The 19855-nt window shown below is 38.4% G+C and carries 11 protein-coding genes and 1 pseudogene; 11 read left to right on the plus strand and 1 reads right to left on the minus strand.

Going from position 1 to position 19855, the window contains the following annotated elements:
- From rhaD to PKC96_01780, 3 genes and pseudogenes are all read left to right on the plus strand, one after another.
- The gene (rhaD, locus tag PKC96_01770; GenBank protein ID HMM00055.1) at positions 1 to 792 is read left to right on the plus strand and encodes a rhamnulose-1-phosphate aldolase; all 792 of its coding nucleotides are present in this window, start codon (positions 1 to 3) and stop codon (positions 790 to 792) included.
- Positions 793 to 993: 201 nt separating this feature from the next.
- Positions 994 to 1959, plus strand: a pseudogene (locus PKC96_01775) (ATP-binding cassette domain-containing protein).
- 593 nt (positions 1960 to 2552) lie between these two features.
- Complete coding sequence (locus PKC96_01780; protein ID HMM00056.1) at positions 2553 to 3893, plus strand: RDD family protein; 1341 nt, start codon at positions 2553 to 2555, stop codon at positions 3891 to 3893.
- On the opposite strand, the gene PKC96_01785 is transcribed toward PKC96_01780, so the two are convergent.
- Positions 3890 to 4747 carry an AraC family transcriptional regulator gene (locus tag PKC96_01785; protein HMM00057.1) on the minus strand — a complete coding sequence of 286 codons (858 nt, stop codon included), beginning with the start codon at positions 4745 to 4747 and terminating at the stop codon, positions 3890 to 3892. The genes PKC96_01780 and PKC96_01785 overlap by 4 nt on opposite strands.
- A 264-nt stretch (positions 4748 to 5011) precedes the next feature.
- Here PKC96_01785 and PKC96_01790 point away from each other — a divergent pair, with 264 nt between their 5' ends.
- The 8 genes from PKC96_01790 (at position 5012) to PKC96_01825 (ending at position 19772) form a co-directional block, all read left to right on the plus strand.
- A complete protein-coding gene (locus PKC96_01790) occupies positions 5012 to 5986 on the plus strand; it encodes an ABC transporter permease subunit (protein ID HMM00058.1) in 975 nt (324 codons plus the stop codon).
- An 8-nt stretch (positions 5987 to 5994) separates the two neighbouring features.
- Positions 5995 to 6864: a carbohydrate ABC transporter permease gene (locus PKC96_01795; protein ID HMM00059.1), complete on the plus strand. Its 870-nt coding sequence runs from the start codon at positions 5995 to 5997 to the stop codon at positions 6862 to 6864.
- A 5-nt stretch (positions 6865 to 6869) separates the two neighbouring features.
- The gene (locus PKC96_01800; GenBank protein HMM00060.1) at positions 6870 to 8609 is read left to right on the plus strand and encodes a hypothetical protein; all 1740 of its coding nucleotides are present in this window, start codon (positions 6870 to 6872) and stop codon (positions 8607 to 8609) included.
- A 1-nt stretch (position 8610) separates the two neighbouring features.
- Positions 8611 to 10641 (plus strand): right-handed parallel beta-helix repeat-containing protein, encoded by a 2031-nt coding sequence (locus PKC96_01805; GenBank protein ID HMM00061.1) that lies wholly within the window; start codon positions 8611 to 8613, stop codon positions 10639 to 10641.
- Position 10642: 1 nt separating this feature from the next.
- The gene (locus PKC96_01810; protein ID HMM00062.1) at positions 10643 to 13687 is read left to right on the plus strand and encodes an Ig-like domain-containing protein; all 3045 of its coding nucleotides are present in this window, start codon (positions 10643 to 10645) and stop codon (positions 13685 to 13687) included.
- A gap of 35 nt (positions 13688 to 13722) precedes the next feature.
- The gene (locus PKC96_01815; GenBank protein HMM00063.1) at positions 13723 to 15945 is read left to right on the plus strand and encodes an Ig-like domain-containing protein; all 2223 of its coding nucleotides are present in this window, start codon (positions 13723 to 13725) and stop codon (positions 15943 to 15945) included.
- A gap of 73 nt (positions 15946 to 16018) precedes the next feature.
- The gene (locus PKC96_01820) at positions 16019 to 17521 is read left to right on the plus strand and encodes a glycoside hydrolase family 127 protein (protein HMM00064.1); all 1503 of its coding nucleotides are present in this window, start codon (positions 16019 to 16021) and stop codon (positions 17519 to 17521) included.
- The gene (locus PKC96_01825) at positions 17511 to 19772 is read left to right on the plus strand and encodes a hypothetical protein (GenBank protein HMM00065.1); all 2262 of its coding nucleotides are present in this window, start codon (positions 17511 to 17513) and stop codon (positions 19770 to 19772) included. Before PKC96_01820 ends, PKC96_01825 begins: the two co-directional genes overlap by 11 nt.
- Positions 19773 to 19855 lie beyond the last annotated feature (83 nt).

Here is a 19855-nt window from a genome sequence, read left to right on the forward strand (position 1 = left end):
ATGAGCTGTGTAACGGATGTGGCCGAGATTTTAGATTTGCTGTACAAACATGGTTGGGATGAGCGTAATGGTGGTAATTTATCCTACCTGCTTACGGAAGAGGAAGTGCATAATATCGTTAAAGAAGAAGTGATATCCCGAACTTTTTACTATAATTTCGATCTTACTCCTTTAATTGGCAAGTATCTTATCATTACGGGAACGGGAAAATACTTTAAGAATTGTCTTAAAGATCCGAGTAATAATCTGGGAATTGTAAAAGTCACAGATGCCCATACATTATCCCTGCTCTGGGGGTATGATGATGGCGGGAGACCAACCTCGGAAGCCCCGACACATTTAAAATGTCATATCGAACGACTAAAAGTTGACTCTCAACACCGGATAGTCATCCATTGTCATCCAACCAATGTCATTTGCATGACTCATGTTCATGACTTGGATTCCGCGCATTGGACGAGGGATCTATGGAAGATGCAAACGGAGTCAATAGTTGTTTTTCCCGAAGGCATTGCTGTTTTACCTTGGATTTTATGCGGGGGTGAAGAAATTGGCGAGGCAACTGCATATAAAATGAAAGAGTATCGTTCAGTCGTTTGGGCTCAGCATGGACTTTTCTGCACCGGCAGATCAATTGATGAAGCTTTTGGACTGGTTGAAACAATTGAAAAAGCAGCGGAGATTTATATTAAAATAGGTGATAAGAAGATTTATCAGACCATTAGCGATGAGAATCTTCGTCTTTTAGCCCAAGCCTTCAATATTGACTATCGTAAGGGAATAATCGACTAACAGAAAATAACAAAGGAGCTTTGACCTATGAGTAAGAGTGAAGAAATAAGAATTGATAAGCAAAGAAACCGTCAGTTGCTTAAAGAGAAAAAACTTAAAGACAAGCAATTATTAGCACAGCGAACACGGATCTACAATCAACTTATCGCCTATCAAAAAATAAATAAAAAGAAGGTAAAGCATGCTCCGGCAGGAACTTATATCAGCCTTCAACATATCAATAAAATTTATGACAATAAAGTTCAAGCGGTCTATGATTTCTCTTTAGACATTAAAAAGAAAGAATTTATTGTTTTCGTTGGTCCTTCTGGCTGCGGCAAATCGACCACTTTGCGGATGATCGCGGGATTAGAAGATATAACTTCAGGCGATCTTTTTATTGATAAAACTTACGCTAACGACCTGCACCCTAAAGATCGGGATATTGCCATGGTTTTCCAAAGCTACGCTTTATATCCCCATATGTCAGTTGCCGGCAATATGTCTTTTGGACTGAGAATCCGTCGTGTTCCAACACTCAAAGTAAATGAGAAAGGCGAGCCAATTCTAGGAATTAATCATCGGGCAATCAAACTACTTACTAATCAACTTCGCGATTTAGAAAAGTATCTTCCTACGGTTGCTGAAGAAGAGAAGAAACTTATTCAAGGCGATATTGATAATTTAAAAGAAAAAATTGAGTATTTAAAGGTTACTCCAGTCGAAATTTATGAAAAACGGCATCTTCCGCGAGATGTGATACGAAAACGGACACTAGCGGCCGCCCATATTTTGCAAATTGAAGATTACTTAGACCGCAAACCAAAAGCCTTATCGGGTGGGCAACGTCAAAGAGTGGCCTTAGGCCGAGCAATCGTTAAAAATGCAAAGGTATTTTTAATGGATGAACCCTTATCTAACCTTGATGCCAAACTTCGCGTGGCGATGCGAAGTGAAATTATTCGTCTTCATAAGTCGCTCGATGCCACGACCATCTATGTTACGCACGATCAAACGGAAGCGATGACAATGGCTACCCGCATCGTGGTAATGAATAAAGGTCATATTCAGCAGATTGGCACCCCAATAGAAATATATAATCACCCCGCAAATATGTTTGTGGCAACTTTTATTGGCTCACCCTCAATGAATCTTTTAAAAGCCACCTATAACAATGGAGTTATCACTTTTGCTCAAGGCAAGAAAATCGAACTCACACCCGACTTCGACCAGGCATTTAAGAAATTTTACCAGGAAGAACTGGTAAGCCTAAAGAACCGGTTTAATCAATTTGATAATGATTTTATTGAACGGAATAACTACATCAAGCAGATTGAGACAATTAAAGAAAAAATTTCCCTTGAACCGCAGCACCTCGAGAAACATACAAAGCAACTAAATCAATTGGAAAAAGAACTTAGATCGTGTGAAGAAGCTTCGCAGCAGAGGCAGTTCTTAATTAACGCTATCGACAAACTAAGCCAGATTAACACCAACAAGGATGTTGAAGTTATATTTGGAATTCGGCCGGAAGATATTTACCAATCGAATCGTGTTTTAACTGACGAAGCTATCTCACAAGAATTTGAGATGAGTGTGTCGGTGGCGGAACTTTTGGGGCACGAATATTACTGTCATAGTGACTTTGAAGATGGGGAAATTGTATCTAAGATTCACGCGCGGACAATTGTTGACAGCGGCGATATTTTAAAACTGGTATTCGATATCTCAAAAATACATTTGTTTGATGTCACTACCCAGAAACTGATAAAATAGTAACCATGAGTAATGATAATTTACGAGTTTATAAAAACGATCTTCCGGCAGCTAGTAACCGAAGAATAAAAGCTTTCCTACTTGATGCTTTTGTTTTAATGGCGGTCGCTTTTGGCTTGATTATCACTTCGATGACCGCTTTATCCAATATGGACAGTTATCAATCCTATGCCGCAACGGTTAAGACTGAAATGTTAGCCTGTTATCAGATTGAAGAAGAAGCCAAAATATATCAATTTATTGGTGAAGGCGAGGATAAATATAGTAATCCTCGTTCATCAGAAGCGATATTTGAAGACTATTGTTTGATGCACATCCTCTATACTTATTCGCTTGATGCCACGCCATTTACCAATTATGGCATTGAAATCGAAAATCCAAAGAGCCTTCCGCCCGCAAGTTATGAAACGGACACATTAGCCTATTTCTATGTTTATTATGCTGCCGACAACAATAGTTATAACGGTAAAGAAAACGATGTTGTCCCGATGGATGACAATACGCAGTTTTTCTTTTATAAACAATTGAAAGATAATATGGTTCGTAATGATATCTGGGTATTTGATGAACAAAACTATACGCTTCCGCATTTAGACCCTTATTTCGCTATAGATTTATATAAATACTTATTCGTGGACGATGCCTATCAGGCCGGATTAACGAATTATAACTATCTTGCAACCGGTTATTTAAATTTATGGAATAAACAAGTCGATGAATTAATCGCTTCCTCTCGTTTTCAAGATCATTATCTTCTTTATAAAGAAAACTACGCCAAATGTGCCTTTCTTATGGATGGAGCAATCTCACTGTCTTATTTGGTGGCTTTTTTAGGCGTTTATATCTTACCGCAGTTTTTCCTTAAAGACGGCAAAACGTTAGGAAAAAAAGTGTTCTCAATCCGGGTCATTGACGATAAGGGATATAAAGCGACACTTACTCAGCAATTAGGCAGAAATTCAGTTATATTTTTGTCAATGTTTGGAGTAATGATAATCCCCACATTTCTTGCCGGTGGACTAAATGCGGGTTGGCTATATCCCGTGTTTGAAATAACTGGAATTGGCTTCTCATTATTTTCTATAATGATTATCTTTTTGTTTTTGGAAATCGTTTCCCTATTAGTAATGATAATTGGCAAAAAGAAAAAAGCCCTACATGATTTCATCACGGACACAATGTGTATTGATGAACGTTATCATCTTTCGCCGACGGAGAGCGAAGAGATATTAAAAGAGCAAGAAAGGAAAGAATTAAATGCTTTAAGAAATGAAAAATTGACGGGAGAACATTTTCTCGATTCTTCATCATTCAACAACACCGAGCGTAAAACGCACGACGATTAAAGATCATATTTTGAGGGTGGAGTGCCAAAGTGGCGTTTAAATTCTCGCGAAAAATAAAACTGATTTTTGTATCCCAGCGCATAGGCAATTTGCGATATGCTAAAATTTTTCATTTTTAGCAATTCGACTGCGCGCCGCATCCGCAAGAGATTTATATATTTTGTTGGAGCAACTCCGGTGGTTTCTTTAAACATCCGCGTTAGATATGAAGGGTTAAAGTAAAATTGATCGGCTATTTTTTTGACGCTGAGTCCTGGCGAAGTAAAATTGCTGTTAATACATTCAATTATTAATTTTACCTGCTCCTCTTTTTTGGATAACTGACGAACGGAGTCCATTCTTTGATGCTCGGAAATCACGAGCGAAAACAACTCATAAATAAGTCCGCTGATGCGGAGCGTTTCCCCGTTTTGATTGGGACATATGGCTTCCTCATCAAACATCCGATTAATGATTCCGCGAATGGCATGCATATTATTAATTTCGAGCATCATATTATGCTCTTTAAAGGAAGCGGCATAACACAGTTTTGTTACCATCTCACCATTCATCTCAATCCAAAAATAAGACCAGGGGTCATCGTGATCGGGATAATAAGATGCGACGCAGTTAGGCTCAATTAGAAAGCAGGTCTTTTCGCCAATTTCAATATTCTCCCCATTATTAAACGAAATATAACCTTTACCGCTTAAAACAAAGTGAAGAACATAGCAACTTTTCTTTAAATTGATGGTTCCTTTGTTCTTTGAACACTTTTCAAAGCCAATAATGGAAGGACTAAGATCAAGATTATAATCGTCAAAAATTATTCGATAATATAATGTATTATTTAGAGGGGAGTTCTTTTTGCTCATATCCAGCCACCTTTTTCCCTCTAATCATAGCGCATAATCAAAAAAGTGTAAATTTTACAAAATAATAAAAAATGGAAAAGATCAGCAGTATTGGCATAAAAGCAAATTTAGCCCCTTAAAAATGCCAATAATTATATTTTTTAAAAGAAATATTTATTGTCAGTAAAGCCAATGTCAAAAAAGTATATATTTGATGTCGGTTTTATTCATGGAATAAACAAGTAGAAATGTTATACTAAAAGCGCTTTCAAAGGAAACAAAATCATGGATGCAAATGCCCTAAACAATGAAATCAAAGAATTGATTAAAGCTCCAGCAAAAAGAAAATGGTATTCCAAAATGGGCCTGGGACTTTTTTTGATGACGATACCCACGGTTTTGTATATATTTATCTTTCATTACCTTCCCATCGGTGGATTGGTGATTGCCTTTAAAGATTATTCATCATTTAAGGGAATTTTTGATTCTCCCTGGACTTCAATGGGCGGATTTAAACATTTTTATACATTTATAACATCGCCTAATTTTTGGACGATAATAAAAAACACTTTGACTCTTTCCCTTGCATCTATCTTTTTTAATTCTCTTTGTCCGATTATTTTTGCCTTATTGCTAAACGAAGTTCGGGTAAAAAAGTATAAAAGAGTGGTCCAAACGTTGATGTACGCTCCCTATTTTATTTCTGTAAGTGTTCTTGTGGGCATGCTATTTGCCTTCTTTAATTCCGACAGCGGCATCTTTACTCGCGTATTTGCTTTCTTTGGATTTAATGCCGCTAATTTGATGGAGAACCCAGATTATTTCTGCATGATTTATGTGGTCTCGGGCTTATGGCAGGGCTTGGGATGGTGGTCAATTGTCTATATAGGAACTTTATCTAATGTTGATCCTAACATTCATGATGCGGCGATTATTGATGGTGCCGGTCGAATAAGAAGAATCATCTACGTAAATTTACCAGCGATTATTCCTTTGGCAACAATCATGTTTATCATGTCGATTGGAAACATTTTAAGCGTCGGCTTTGAAAAAGTCTATTTGATGCAGCTTTCGACCAATCTCTCATCCTCAGAAATTATTGCTACCTATGTATATCGAGTATCTTTTCCAGAGTTTGGGGGGATACCGCAGTTCTCCTATGCCACAGCCATAGGATTATTCAATTCGTTCGTAAATATTTTGATTTTAATTCTAGCGAACTTTGTATCGAAAAAAGTAAGTGACAATTCACTTTGGTAGGATCAATTATGGTAAAAAACAGTATGGGAAAAGAAAAAATATTCGATATTGCGATTATGGTGATTGTTGGCATAATTGCGATTACTTTTCTTGTGCCTTTACTTAATGTTTTAGCAAGTTCCTTTTCTTCGGCCGATCGGGTTGTGGCGGGAGATGTAGGACTTTTCCCGGTGGAGTTTTCTTTAAACGGCTATAAGGAGATATTTAAGAATAATACGATTTGGACGGGATTTAAGAACTCCCTAATTTATACCGCGATTGGAACCGTTATTCAGGTGACTGCGCAGATGCTATGCGCTTATCCGTTATCACGGAAAGATTTTAAAGGAAGAAAATTTATCAACCTTTTCTTGGTGCTAACGATGTTCGTCAGTGGAGGAATGATTCCTACCTACATCTTGGTTACTCAACTTAACCTATACAATACAATTTGGGCGATTATTTTACCGGGATGCATATCGGTCTTTAATATCATCGTCATTCGAACTTATATGGAAACATCAATTCCTATGGAGGTGCAAGAAGCGGCAATGATTGATGGCTGTGGTGATTTTTCAATTTTCTTTCGGATAGTTCTCCCCTTATGTCGCCCGATTATTGCCGTGATGATTCTCTACGCAGTTGTCGGATATTGGAATTCATATTTTAACGCCATGATGTATGTGCAAGATCAATCGCTGTATCCTCTACAAAATATTTTAAATAACATATTAATTTCAAATCAAAGTTCATTAGGCGGGGGCGTAACCGATATCAATACGGCGGAACAACTAAAGTATGTCATCATCGTTGTTTCCTCACTTCCCTTATTAATCATCTATCCCTTCTTCCAGAAGTATTTTGAAAAAGGTGTCACCATCGGTGGCGTGAAAGGCTAAACACTATGAAAAAAAGAGTTACTAAAGTTTTATCCAAGCTGGGAAGTCTAGCATTTATCTTATCTTTTCTTGCGGGCTGTGGCACAACTGCCACCTATAATGCTGAAAATTTCCTTTTAAATGGAACGGAGGATAATCCTTATCGTATCGTTAAAGATCCGGTGACAATTAAAATTTTCGCTCCTCATAGTGCAGGCAATCCGGAATATAAGGATTTGACAATGTTCAAGTATCTTTCACAAATAACCGGCTTGAATTTCGAATTTACTACTCCTGATACCTCGGCTTATTCTAATCAACGAGCAAGTGTCTGGAAGAATAGCTCAGGACTACCGGATTTATTCTTATTTAACAATGCCGTTTCTGAGCAGGTTCAGTATCTAGAATTAGGCTACGATGCCTATGTACCTTTTAACGATGATAATTACCAATTTAAAACGGGCAGTGAGACAGTGGCAGTTGGAAATATTATCGACAATTACATGCCCAACTATAAGGCGGGATTAATCGATAATTTTGGTGTTGACAGTGAGAAGGAAGACGCGAAGAAGGTAGCTACACTATCGGATGGAAAAATGTATGCCACATTATCGGTTAGTGATGTAGCTCGCGATTTAACCTTTAAGATGTTTGTTAATCAAAAATGGATTGACAATATAAACAACAATTATGGTGGTTATAACGGACAATTATTACCGGCGGCCGACCAAATAAAAACTGTGGAACAATACTTAAATGTGCTTCGGGCCTTTAAGAATTTAGACGCTAATGATAACGGCAAGACCGATGATGAAATTCCAGTCACATCCAAATCATTGGAATACTTACGAAATTTTGTTTTAGCTAGTTATGGATATGTTTCTCAAGGGGCGGAAATTGAAAATGATCAATCCCAATTTACTTATGTCCCTTATACGGTGGCCTATCGAAAATACCTTCAGTTCATGAACACCTTATGGAGCGAGGGATTGCTTCATAACAGCACTTTTTCCATTACAACTGACAATCAAATGGCTCAATACGGGACTCAAAACCGATTAGGCAGCTTTGTTTCTGCCGCGGCTTATTTAACCGTGGGCTATGATTACGAAAGTGACTACCAAACTTTTGGACCATTAACATCAAGTTACTATACGGGAACACCGCTTCAATGGGGTTTTGGGTCTTTTAAAGCGGATGGTGCGTGCATCCCTCAAAAATCCCCCTATGTTCGTGAGGTGGCGCGGCTTTTGGATATTATGTATAGTCCATTAGGAGCTCAGCTCATTTCTTATGGAGTTGAAGGAGTGGACTGGACGTGGGATGACACTAACCACACCTCTTGGACCTTTAATGTTCCTAATGATTGGACGGGAAACCAAGAGCAATATCGCGCGACGATAACCCCAAATGTTGGCAGTGCTTCGGCCTTATATTGGGCTAATGACTTTGTTGGCAAAATGAATGATCCAATTATTATGAAGTTAAATGAAATGTCGGAGATTTATCGTCCTTATTTAAAAAATCCCGAACCAGGTGAAATAAAGCTCAACTCCAATGAATATTCGCAGATCACGACAATAAAAGCTTCGCTTGATCCTCAACTTAAATATTTAGAAGCAAGCTATATTCGTGGCGATAACGGAAAAGATCCGTTTGATGATAACAGTTGGCAATCATTTGTTTCGGATTTAAAGGGGTTTGGTGCGGATAATCTTATCAAATGCTATAACGATGCTTTGACAAGATATAAACAAGAGGCCTGAAATGAAAAAGCGCATTTTTATCTTGCTTACATCTTTATTAGCTCTAAGTGGATGCTTTTATGGCGGATCATCTTCAAGTGATTCCGTTAGTTCCACAAGCGAAACAGTAACTAGCGATTCATCGATATCCGAAAGTGAGACTTCAAATAGCAGCAGTAGCGAAGAGGAAAACTTTATGAGTACAGAGGAAGTCTTACAAAATATGAAAACGACGCCATTTAGCTCCGATATTCACACCAACGAAGATGTGGGCATAGATGATTTAACTCGGGTAGGCGTAGATAGCAATCGCTTTGCAAACGAAACCAAATTTAATATTCCTAGTGATGGAACCTTCTATAAGGCTGAAGATTATGGCATTTCTCCGGACAGTAATAATAACACGGGTTCACTATCAATTCTGCTAAAGAATATCATCGGCGTATCAGGGAATAAAATCATTCAATTTGAAGATGCCGTTTATCCGTTCTCTGGGACAATTGATATCACCGGTATTAAGGATGTTTACCTCGTTGGAACGAGAAACACAGAATTTATATATTCCGGATGGGGAACTTATTTTGAGGCTAAAGCCTCTCAAAATATCCACCTTAGTAATATTGCCTTTGATATGAAAAATTCACCGACAATTTCCGGAACAATCGTGCGCGTTGATAATTTTGAACAAACCGCTGATATCTATTTGTCAATTCCCGATGAGTTTGATCTAACCAATCCACTTTACACGGGTTGGAAGGGTGAAACTGGCTCGTATATGGAATGTTATTTTGATGAAGCGACACAAAAATATGTTCCGGACCGCAATCACAATTTATTCTACAATTCACCGACAAGTGCTTCTAGCAAAGGCATAGCTAGTGCAAGTTACAATGCCGCCACGCGCGAGTTTAAAGTGACTTTAAATAAATCTTTTCCCTATTGCCAATATAAAACACCAGTAATTGGGGCTAATGTTTCCTTTGCTTTTACGATGTACGAAAACCATGGATTTCATTTCTATCAATGCCAAGATGTTTATATGGAAGATATTAATGTTTATGTAACGGGCGGAATGGGAATGCGCATTGATATGGGGAAAAATGTTTACTTCAACCGAGTTAACTTCATGAATCGGCCGGGTTCAAAAAGGATTATGACCTGCACGGCTGACATCATCCATTCAGCGGCTCTAGAAGGCGATCTGCAGATTTCCAATTGTCTTCTTGAAGGCTCGCACGATGATGCGCTTAATATCAAGACTTTTTACACCAAAGTGGTAAGTGTAAATGCTTCAGCCAAAGAAATTGAAGTTCAACAAACCCAAACAGAAGTGCTAATTTCTTATGATATTGGCGATACTATCGATATTTACGATCCAGAAACAATGGGTCTTATTGGATCCTATACAATTACCGATTTAGTTAAACTAGGCAGTAATTACACTTTGACCGTAGACGCTCGTCCACGGGATATTCCTTCCGGTGCGAATGTAGGTAATGCTACGAAGACAACCAGTTTGTTATTAGATAATTGTATCATCCGTAATAAACGCAACCGGGGAATTCTCTTGCAAACTCGGAATTCGATTATTCAAAATTGCACTTTTCAAAATGTCGTGATGGGGGCGATACAAGTCCTCGCGGTTTATGATATTTTTCGGGAAGCAATTGTTCCTCAAAACATAAAAATTATCAACAATAAGTTTTTGACTAATTATGAAGATGTATCGATATTTGCTTATGGATCAAAGGGATCGGCCAGTAGTGTTCCTTCGACAATTAAAAATGTGGAAGTAAGTAATAATTTCTTCTTTAATGGTCAATCATTAGCGATTAATCTGCTTGCAACTGGCACGGGTTCAATTCAAAACAATCTCTTCTACTATGATAGCTTTAAAGCCGATCGTTTAATTCGGGTTCAGGCTTCGGAAAATTTGACGATAAGTGGCAATGTCTTAATTAACGATTCTACTCAGACCCTCACTTTTATTGATGTGGCCGGTGGTCAGGTTGGAATTACGCTTGAAAATAATAGTGAAAGGAAGTCGATTTAAGATGAAAAGAAAATTATTTAAATATGTTTCCAGTGCTATTTTGATGGTTGCAGTTATGACTTTATCAAGTTGCAATCACAGCAATAGTTCTAGCGAAGACACCTCTTTTCCTTCAAACATCATTGAAGTAACCGGAGTGAGCCTATCATCTTCAGAAACGATAATTAAGGTTGATGATACTCTTCAACTAAATGTGACAATATCTCCACTTGAGGCAACTGATAAGTCGGTAACCTATAGTAGTTCTACCGATTGCGTTGAAGTATCGAGCCTAGGAGTTGTCACAGGCATTAAAGAAGGCCTAGCCACCGTCACCGTTACCACACATGATGGAAACTTTCAAGATACGGTGGATCTTCAAGTCATTCCTGCTTCTGAAAATGGTTATTTAAGTATTTCTGACTATGTCGAGAAATTGGATGCTAGCCCCTATGCTATATCCGATTTGTCGGGTAAAGATAAATATGGTTTAAGTAGCAGTGGAAACGTTGGTGTTGATGCGTCTTTAATCGACGAAAAATATCCATCATTAAGTGATGATGAATTTGCGGAAGACAGTATTATCACCACAAATGAAATTACTTTAACTTCCATTAAGGTCTATTTTCCCGAAGCGACGGAAACTAATAACTACTACCAAATTCAAACGGCAATTAATCTGGCTAAAGTAATTAATGATAGTGGAAGGATGGCAAAGATTAAATTTCCCAGTGGATTAGTTGATGTCGATAGTGGATTATCAACCACCGGGTTTGCCTTTGTTGTTGATGGCTTGAATGGCACTTATTTTGAAGGGACTGATACGATAATTAATCTAAAGTATGCTTCATTAAACTGGAAGGGGTACTTTAATATTAAAAATTCCCAAAATATTCATTTTAATAATATTACGATGCGGCTTGATGTCCCCTCCTCTTTAACGGGAACAATCATTGAGGGTAACGTGGTCGATAAGAGTCTTACCATAAAAGTTGATGCGGAGTTTAATCCTTTGGTAGAAAGAGTTTTAGCCTCTTCACCTAAAGCTTCAATCCGTTCATGGGTGGAATTTAATTACCAAACCAAAGCGCCTTTGCAAGGGGGTAACTTCCTAGTAGACAGCTTTACCAGTTACGAATTTACGGGCGATAGTACGAATGGCTATTCACTGAAAGTAGTATTCAATAGTGCAATCAGCCGTCCCCGGAATGAATCATTCGTTGCGGTATCATTCTCGCAATACGATGCTCACGGATTTACTGTTCAAAACTCTCAAGGTGTTTATTTAGAAAATATGACAATGAACAATGCTGCCGGAATGGCTTTGACCGCTTCATCAGTAACTAACTTTTATGTCAATCGCTTTAATTTGGCAATTCGAGAAAATAGTGCCTCTTTAATGACAGCTACCGCTGATGCGATGCATTTTGTCTCCATGCACGGGGATGTATTTGTCACCAATTGCTTAATTGAAAATTCACACGATGACGCCTTAAATATCAAACAAGGATATTGGTATAAGTTAGCGGATGCGGAAGGGGGAACAACTAAGTCAATGACCTTGGCTCGAATTACGAGCGAAGTTGCCCAACCGAATGTGGGCGATAAAATTGCCGTTTATGACGAGCAAACATTTGCTGGTTATAATCCGACGCAAGGATATTATACGATTGCTTCAGTCACAAAATCAGGAACAGGCTATGTGGTAACCGTTAACGAACGGATGAGCAATGTATCCGATTGGGGAGTGGCACGAGTGACGTTTCTATCAGATACACCAAATTTTGTTTTTGCAAATAATATAGTTCGCAACAAGCGCAATCGCGGAGTATTGGTGCAAGTCCCGAATGCCACCATTGAAAATAATGCCTTTATCAATGTTGGCCACGGCTCAATTCAAGCCGCTTCGGCGATGGATGTTTATAACGAAGCTACACTTCCTCAAGGCTTGACAATCGCTAACAACAAATTCATTAACAACTGCTTCCTTAAACCTGAGCCATTATATGGGGATATTTCCATCTTTGCCATCTCGAGTAATGCCAGTGTCGCTCCTGCCGAAACAATACACGGCATTACAATTGAAAATAACTATATTTCTCATAACGGAAACGCATCAATTTCGATGCGGGGGGTCGGTGGAGATTCGATTGTAAAAGACAACCTTTTTAACGATGCAAGCACCAGTCAACCATCCGGTGATACCTTTAATTGTTTAGTCCATTTATACAATGCTTCAGACATCATTTTGGATGGCAATTATAACAATTACACATTGGACAATGGCCTTTCGGGAATTGTTCTCCAGGGCAAGACCAGTGAGAGTGATATTGACGTTTTAGAAAATAATTATGATATAGAATTTCAAAAAAACACTGAGGCCGGACCAATTGTTAATGTTCAGGCAATCAGCACTCCGTTGACAATTGATGGTGACTTGTCTGATTGGAATGCGGAAGAAGTGACATCAATTGAGATTGATGGCGTTTCAGATGCCGAAGGAGGCAAACATACCGCCGCTGAGTTAAGTGATCATTTTGCAATTAATGAGCTATTGATTACACATGATGCTTTAGGAATATACTTTGGCTTTGATGTTTTCGATAACGAAATAAATATTAAGACAGTTAATGATTTCTGGCTTGGCGATTGCGTCGAATTATTTATGTCGACTGTTACCGATATGCCCAATGCAGATATGCAGGTTTATAAAGATGATGGTGGTGTTATTCAAGCCGCCTTCGCAACCCGTTGGGAAACGGATAATTACACCGCATTATCCGAAGTTAGAACAAATTCTACTTATTTGACTAAGAAATCACTAATTCAGGCCAAATTAGTGCTGACTGAAACAGGCTATCGCGGTGAAGTCTGTATTCCGTTTACTTTTGCTCCGGAGTTTAAAACGGCAATTGAAGCAGGTAATCCTATTGATATTGCCATCGTTGTTGCTGATGCTGAACGGGCAGATCTTGGACTTAAGCGGATTCAAATGTCGAATGTTCCTCACTTTGTGGAGGACTATAAGACGAAGACCGCTCGGATGCCCCAGTATATCTTTGACTAAACATCTAAATTGTTTTCAAGGAGGAGAATAAAACAATGAAGAAAAAAATTGTTTCTCTTATTGCCGTTGCTGCGATTATGGGACTTGCAGCTTGCAATGGGGGAGGAACCAGCAGTTCCGGATCATCGACAGATGTAAGCACGACTTCGGAAATTACTTCCGATATTACTTCTAGCGAAGATTCTAGTTCTTATGTTGATCCAGTTATTCATGTTGATAGTGTATCGGTTACTTTATCAAGTTCTAGTGTTTATGTGGGGGACAAACCGACAGCCTCGGTTACCGTCTTACCTGAAAATGCCGATGATAAAACTTATGTTTTGCAGACCTCGGATTCTTTAGTTGCTACCATTGAAAGTAATGGTGAAATTACCACCTTAAAAGCGGGGACGGTTGATATTATTGCGATAGCGACCGACGGATCCATTACTGGCGAAGCCACCTTGGTTGTGAATGAGAAATCGGCACCGGTTTTTGAATTTAATGGTGATAAAGAGTTGACGGCGGCCGCCGGAGAAGAGATTTCTCTTCCGGCTGTAAGCGCCACTGATTACGATGGCAGTGATTTATCTTCATTTATTGAAATCGAAGACCTGGCAGAAAAAGGCACGATTAGCGATGGAAAGTTCCAAGCTAAAATTGCCGGCGAGCATATTTTAAGTTACTACGTTGAGACAGAAGATGGTCGTTATCAAGAAGACGAAGTTGTCGTTACGGTTACTCCGGCGACGGCGGAATCCTTCGATGTCAGTGGCTACAATGATCCGAGTATTATGAGTGAATATGGTATTTTTAAAGAAAACTTTGAAAAAGGACGTAAATCGCCGTTAGCGGCCATGAACGATTCCAACAATGCCACATATATTACCGGCACAAGCGAGGCCATCGCGGGAAATTCGTTGGTAATTGATATGAATAAGACGGCCGGAAGCGCGGCTAATTCAGTTTTCTTAAGTGCTTTTAATGACTACTTCAAACGGTCAGAGCAAGCCACATATAAGGTATCTTTCAGTTATAAAGTATTGACTCCATCCCAAAATTTTGGTGATGTTTACTTTGGATTATCTTGGGATGGTTCTAATGGTATGAATAGTCAGTTTGTAACTTCGGGAGCCGTTCAAAACCAAGTTTACAGCTACGCGGTTTCTTTCCCGGGAACAGAGATTCCGGCGACGGGAAATGCCTATTTCTTCTTCTTTAAACTATCGGGAGATACGAGTGACATAAAAATTGCGGTCGATAATTTCACGATTGAAACAATTCAATTAGCTCAAGTTACGCCGGTAGAACCGTTGGCGGAGGATTTAACTGCGGGATTTACCTGGGACTTTGAAACAAATGGTGCAACCGCGAGTAGCGGTGAAACAGTCATTATCAATAATTTAGAGAATGAAACCGCAAGAACAACAATGAGCGGAAGCGAATACTTCTCTAGTAATGCGCTGAAATTGGTTAACGCCGACAGTCATTTGTTCAGTGGACTGACGAAGAATAATATGATTGAAGGCAAAAAATTAACGATTGAGATTGTTTATTACGCAGTTAGTGATGGCGGATTTAATTTAATTATGATGGGCGATTCCGGGAATCCAACTTTAGCCGTTACCAAAAACGACTTAGGTTCGGGAATCTATAGAGTTACTTATACGGGTGTCATTATGAGCGGTTGGCGTCAACTAAATATTTATGGCGCCGGAAATGCTAATTTTGAAATATATCTCGGTAAGTTGACCGCCACCTTAAGTGAACCTGATCCCGTCATCGAAGATCAAACGCCAAATGGTTATGTGGTCGGTGACAATTGGACAGTTTCCTCTCGTCAATGGGGAAATCAGGATAAAACCACGATTAAAACCGAAGCTTTTGATAACAATGCCGAGGCTATTGCCGATGAAAGAATGGGTACGGCACCCACAAAATTTACCTTCAGCGGCGGCAACTCCACCATGGAGTGGTTTCAAGCTGGTGGCAAGATAGAAAATGGTCAAGATTATGAAATTAAATTGACCTACTTTGTAGAGTCTTGGACTCCAGTTGGTGAAGGGGCCCGTTTAATGTACAACATGGACAATAATGCTTTTATAGAAGTTGGCAATAATGGCTCGAGCGCATATATGAGCGCTGGTTTCCATGAGGAAACTATCAGTTGGACGGCGACAAGAACGGCAGATTTCTTTTCGTTCTATGCCCCGGAAGATGTTAATGGCGTGGTCTATATTGCTAATGTCAATGTTAAATTAGTCGGTATTAATAACTAGTATTGAAAGAAGTGTAGAGACAGTGGGCCTAGCTAAAACCTAGTTAGGCCCCTAATTTAAATAGGGAACATTTATGAACATCATAGCAGGTGATTTGTTACGTCGAATAGATTTAAATCGAAAACGTCTTAGCGACGATATCTACCAAAGTCCCGAGGTGTTTTTACAAGGGGAAAATTGGCCGGGAGATTTTCAAGGCCGCGATATTTTGGCCCTTTGTTCGCTTTACAAAGTGTATGCGAATGATTATCAAAAAAAGATTGGCATCAGTATACAATTGGCAAAGATTTTTGATGGTATTAATCAGCATTTAAACGCGTATGGTTATTTTGGGTCACTTTTTGACTGCACGTCAATTGATGAACAGCAAGTGGCGGGAAACTCTTGGTATATTCGTGGATTAATTGAATACTATAAGTTGAATCAAAACCCCAAATACCTGCATCAAATAGAAATTATTAGAGACCGATTTCTTTTAGCTATCGCCCCTTATTATCAGAACTATCCTGTTTTTGCTCGGCGTGAGGTAGGAGGAGTGGGTGGGCATATTACCGAACAGGTTATCAACGGATGGAAAGTGTCAAGCGATGTCGGTTGTGCGTTTATTATGCTCGATGGAATGAGCGCCGTTTATGAAATTTTACCCAGCTTAGAATTAAAAAAAGCGATTGAAGACATTATTGACCGATTTTTGGGTTTAGATTGTGTGCAATTGGAATGTCAAACACACGCTACATTATCTTGTGCCCGCGGCATTTTTCGTTTTTATCTAGTGAGTAAAAATCAAAAGTATTTAGACTCCGTCATTCAAATATTTAATAAATATATCAATTATGGTCTTACCTATGACTATGCGAACATCAATTGGTTTAAGCATATGGACAGTTGGACGGAACCCTGCTGCATTATTGATAGTCTGATATTGGCTAAGAATCTTTTTATAACTACCGGCGACAAATTTTACTTACATTTTTATAATCGCGTCTACGTTAATTCTTTGCGCACATTTCAACGCGATAATGGGGGGGCCGGTTGCTCGACGTGTGCCATTGATCATCATTATGAGATTAAAAGCCACCTATATGAGGCATTTTTCTGTTGCACAATGCGTTTGGCCGAAGGATTCTATGAGATAGCATCTTTTGCTGGATTTGAAAAGAATGACGACCTGTATATTCCTTTTGGATTGGACTTTACCTATCATAAAAACGAAACTGAAATTGATTTTATAAATGATTTTTATGCCCATAAGGTCATCCTTATTCAAGGACGAAATCTGAAGACAAGAAAAAATGTTCTTATCTATCTACCACGGGGGATAAAAGCTCGCGGATTTGAAAAGGATCAAGCGGGTTTTATAAAATTATCAATGTCAAATAATGATAAAATTAGTGTTGAATTAGACTATGAGGTTCGTATAGAAGATAATATTTTGCTTTATGGTGATATGCTTTTAACCAAGAAGGATGATGGTGAGCCGTTCTATCAATATCAAGGCGAAAACTATTCACCGCTTTATGATAATTCTCAATTCAGTGAAGAGGAGTTAAAAGGCAAAGTCCAATATGTCAGATAGATTCATTAAAGCACTTCCGATATATCCTAAAAAGTACATTCACGAAATGAATATGACTTTTTTCTTTGTAAGCGAGATCGAGACTTCGGGTGCCGGTATTTTAAGAGTAACAGGCAATAGTATCTATCGCGTGTTTGATAACGGAAAAATGATTGGCTATGGTCCGGCAAGAGCCGCTCACGAGTATTATCGAATCGATGAATTTGCGCTTTCTTTAACTTCCCATCACCGAATTGTTATTGAACTGGTTGGGTATAATTGCAATTCCTATTATTGCTTAAATACCGAGCCTTTTTTGCAGGCAGAGGCTGAAGAAAATGGCCATATTATTACCTATACAGGCGACAGTAAATTTGAATGTTTTCGTAATTTATCCCGCATTCAGAAGGTTGTGCGATTTTCTTTTCAGAGAACGTTTTCTGAATCATATAACTTTATCGAAAATCCGGATTTGTTTTTGCTTAAAAAGACAGAAGATTACCCCCCGGTGGCCTTCGATATTTTAACTAACAAAAAGTACTTACCGCGAAATGTCGCTTTTCCTATCTTTAGTGATGAATGTTTTGTATTAAAAGAAGTCGGTCGTTTTATCATTGATAAGACCAAACGGAAATATCATGATCGTTACATGGATTTGGATTTTCTAAAAATATTTCCTCCTAATCAGTGGGAAGTCAATCCCAACGATTTCATATCCTCTTTACGCTTTAAAAAAGCAGAAATTGAAACCTTAAAAGCGGGAACTTTTTGTACCTATCAGCTAGAAAATTCCAAGACAGGCTTTCTTGATTTTGAACTTGATTGTCGACAAGAATGCGATATTTACTTTGTTTTTGATGAAATTGATCAAGATTCGGATGGGAATTTAATCGATATATCTTTTTTTAGAAACACAACCCATAACATCGTCTCATACCATATGCAATCCGGGCATTATCATCATATGACTATGGAACCTTATACAATGAAGTACTTGCGATTGATTGTTGGAAAAGGAGAAGTAAGTGTTTCAAGCATTAATTTAGTTAAATATGAGAACACTTCAATAAAGGCCAAATTATCATTTAGCGATGAGAAAATAGCGACTATTAGCAAAGCGGCAACGGCGACTTTTGCTCAAAATGCGGTCGATATTTTAATGGATTGCCCGTCCCGTGAACGAGCTGGCTGGCTTTTTGATTCATTCTTCACTTCGATGGCGGAAAATATATTAACCGGCAATAATCAAGTCGAGCGAAACTTTCTGGAAAATTATGCGCTTCTTAAGCAATATCCTTCCCTGCCTCAAGGTATGATACCCATGTGCTACCCGGGAGAATTTCCAGATGGGGTTTTTATTCCCAATTGGTCTTTGTTTTATATTTTGGAGTTAGCCAAGTATCTTCAATATACGGGGGATGAAAAACTGGTTAAAGCATCATTAGATAACGTTGAACATTTACTGGAGTATTTTCAAAGGCTTGAAAATGAATTAGGCCTTTTAGAAAATCTGCAAGGATGGATATTTGTTGAGTGGTCCAAGGCTAATGATGATGATTTTGTCTCTGGGGTTAACTTTCCGTCAAATATGCTTTATGCCTCCGCGCTGGAAGCGGCCTCAATTCTACTAAAGCGTCCTTCGCTATCAATCAAAGCACAAACGATAAAAGAGGCAATTAATAAATATAGTTTTGATGGGCAGTTTTACCAAGATAATCTTTTGCGGGATAAAACCAATAAACTGGTTAAAACCGGTCACATCAGTGAAACCTGCCAATACTATGCCTTTTACTTTAAGGTAGCGACCCAAGAAAGTCGCCCGCAATTATTTAAGCTTTTATTGGAAAAATTTGGTCCCAAAAGGGATGATAAAACCATTTATCCGCAAGTATATAAATCCAATGTTTTAATTGGTGACTATTTACGTCTTTTTATTCTTCTTGATTATTCCTACCTTTTTCAAGTCGAAGATGAAACTATCAATTATTTTTATCGAATGGCGGATCTTACCGGAACCATATGGGAACACGATTCGCCGACAGCAAGTTTAAACCACGGACTTACAAGTTGCTTGTTGAATATTCTCTTAGAAGCATATTTGGGAATCAAAGAAATCAATCACCACGGACATTATTTAGTTATGCGCTCAAAAGCCCTTCCTAAAAATGCAGCGTATGAAATTGACACGTCATACGGACCAATTACAATTTCAAACAATCACGGAAAGATAAGTATTATAAAGCCGGATATATATCAGATAATCTATGAGTAGATGTTTTTAAGATAAAAAAGACGATTTTTTGAAGTATTCCTAAAAACTTTTTTTGACGATTTATAAAAATAAAACTTATTTCG

The sequence above is a fragment of the Bacilli bacterium genome, from assembly GCA_035326105.1.
Taxonomy (GTDB): domain Bacteria; phylum Bacillota_I; class Bacilli_A; order RFN20; family CAG-826; genus UBA7706.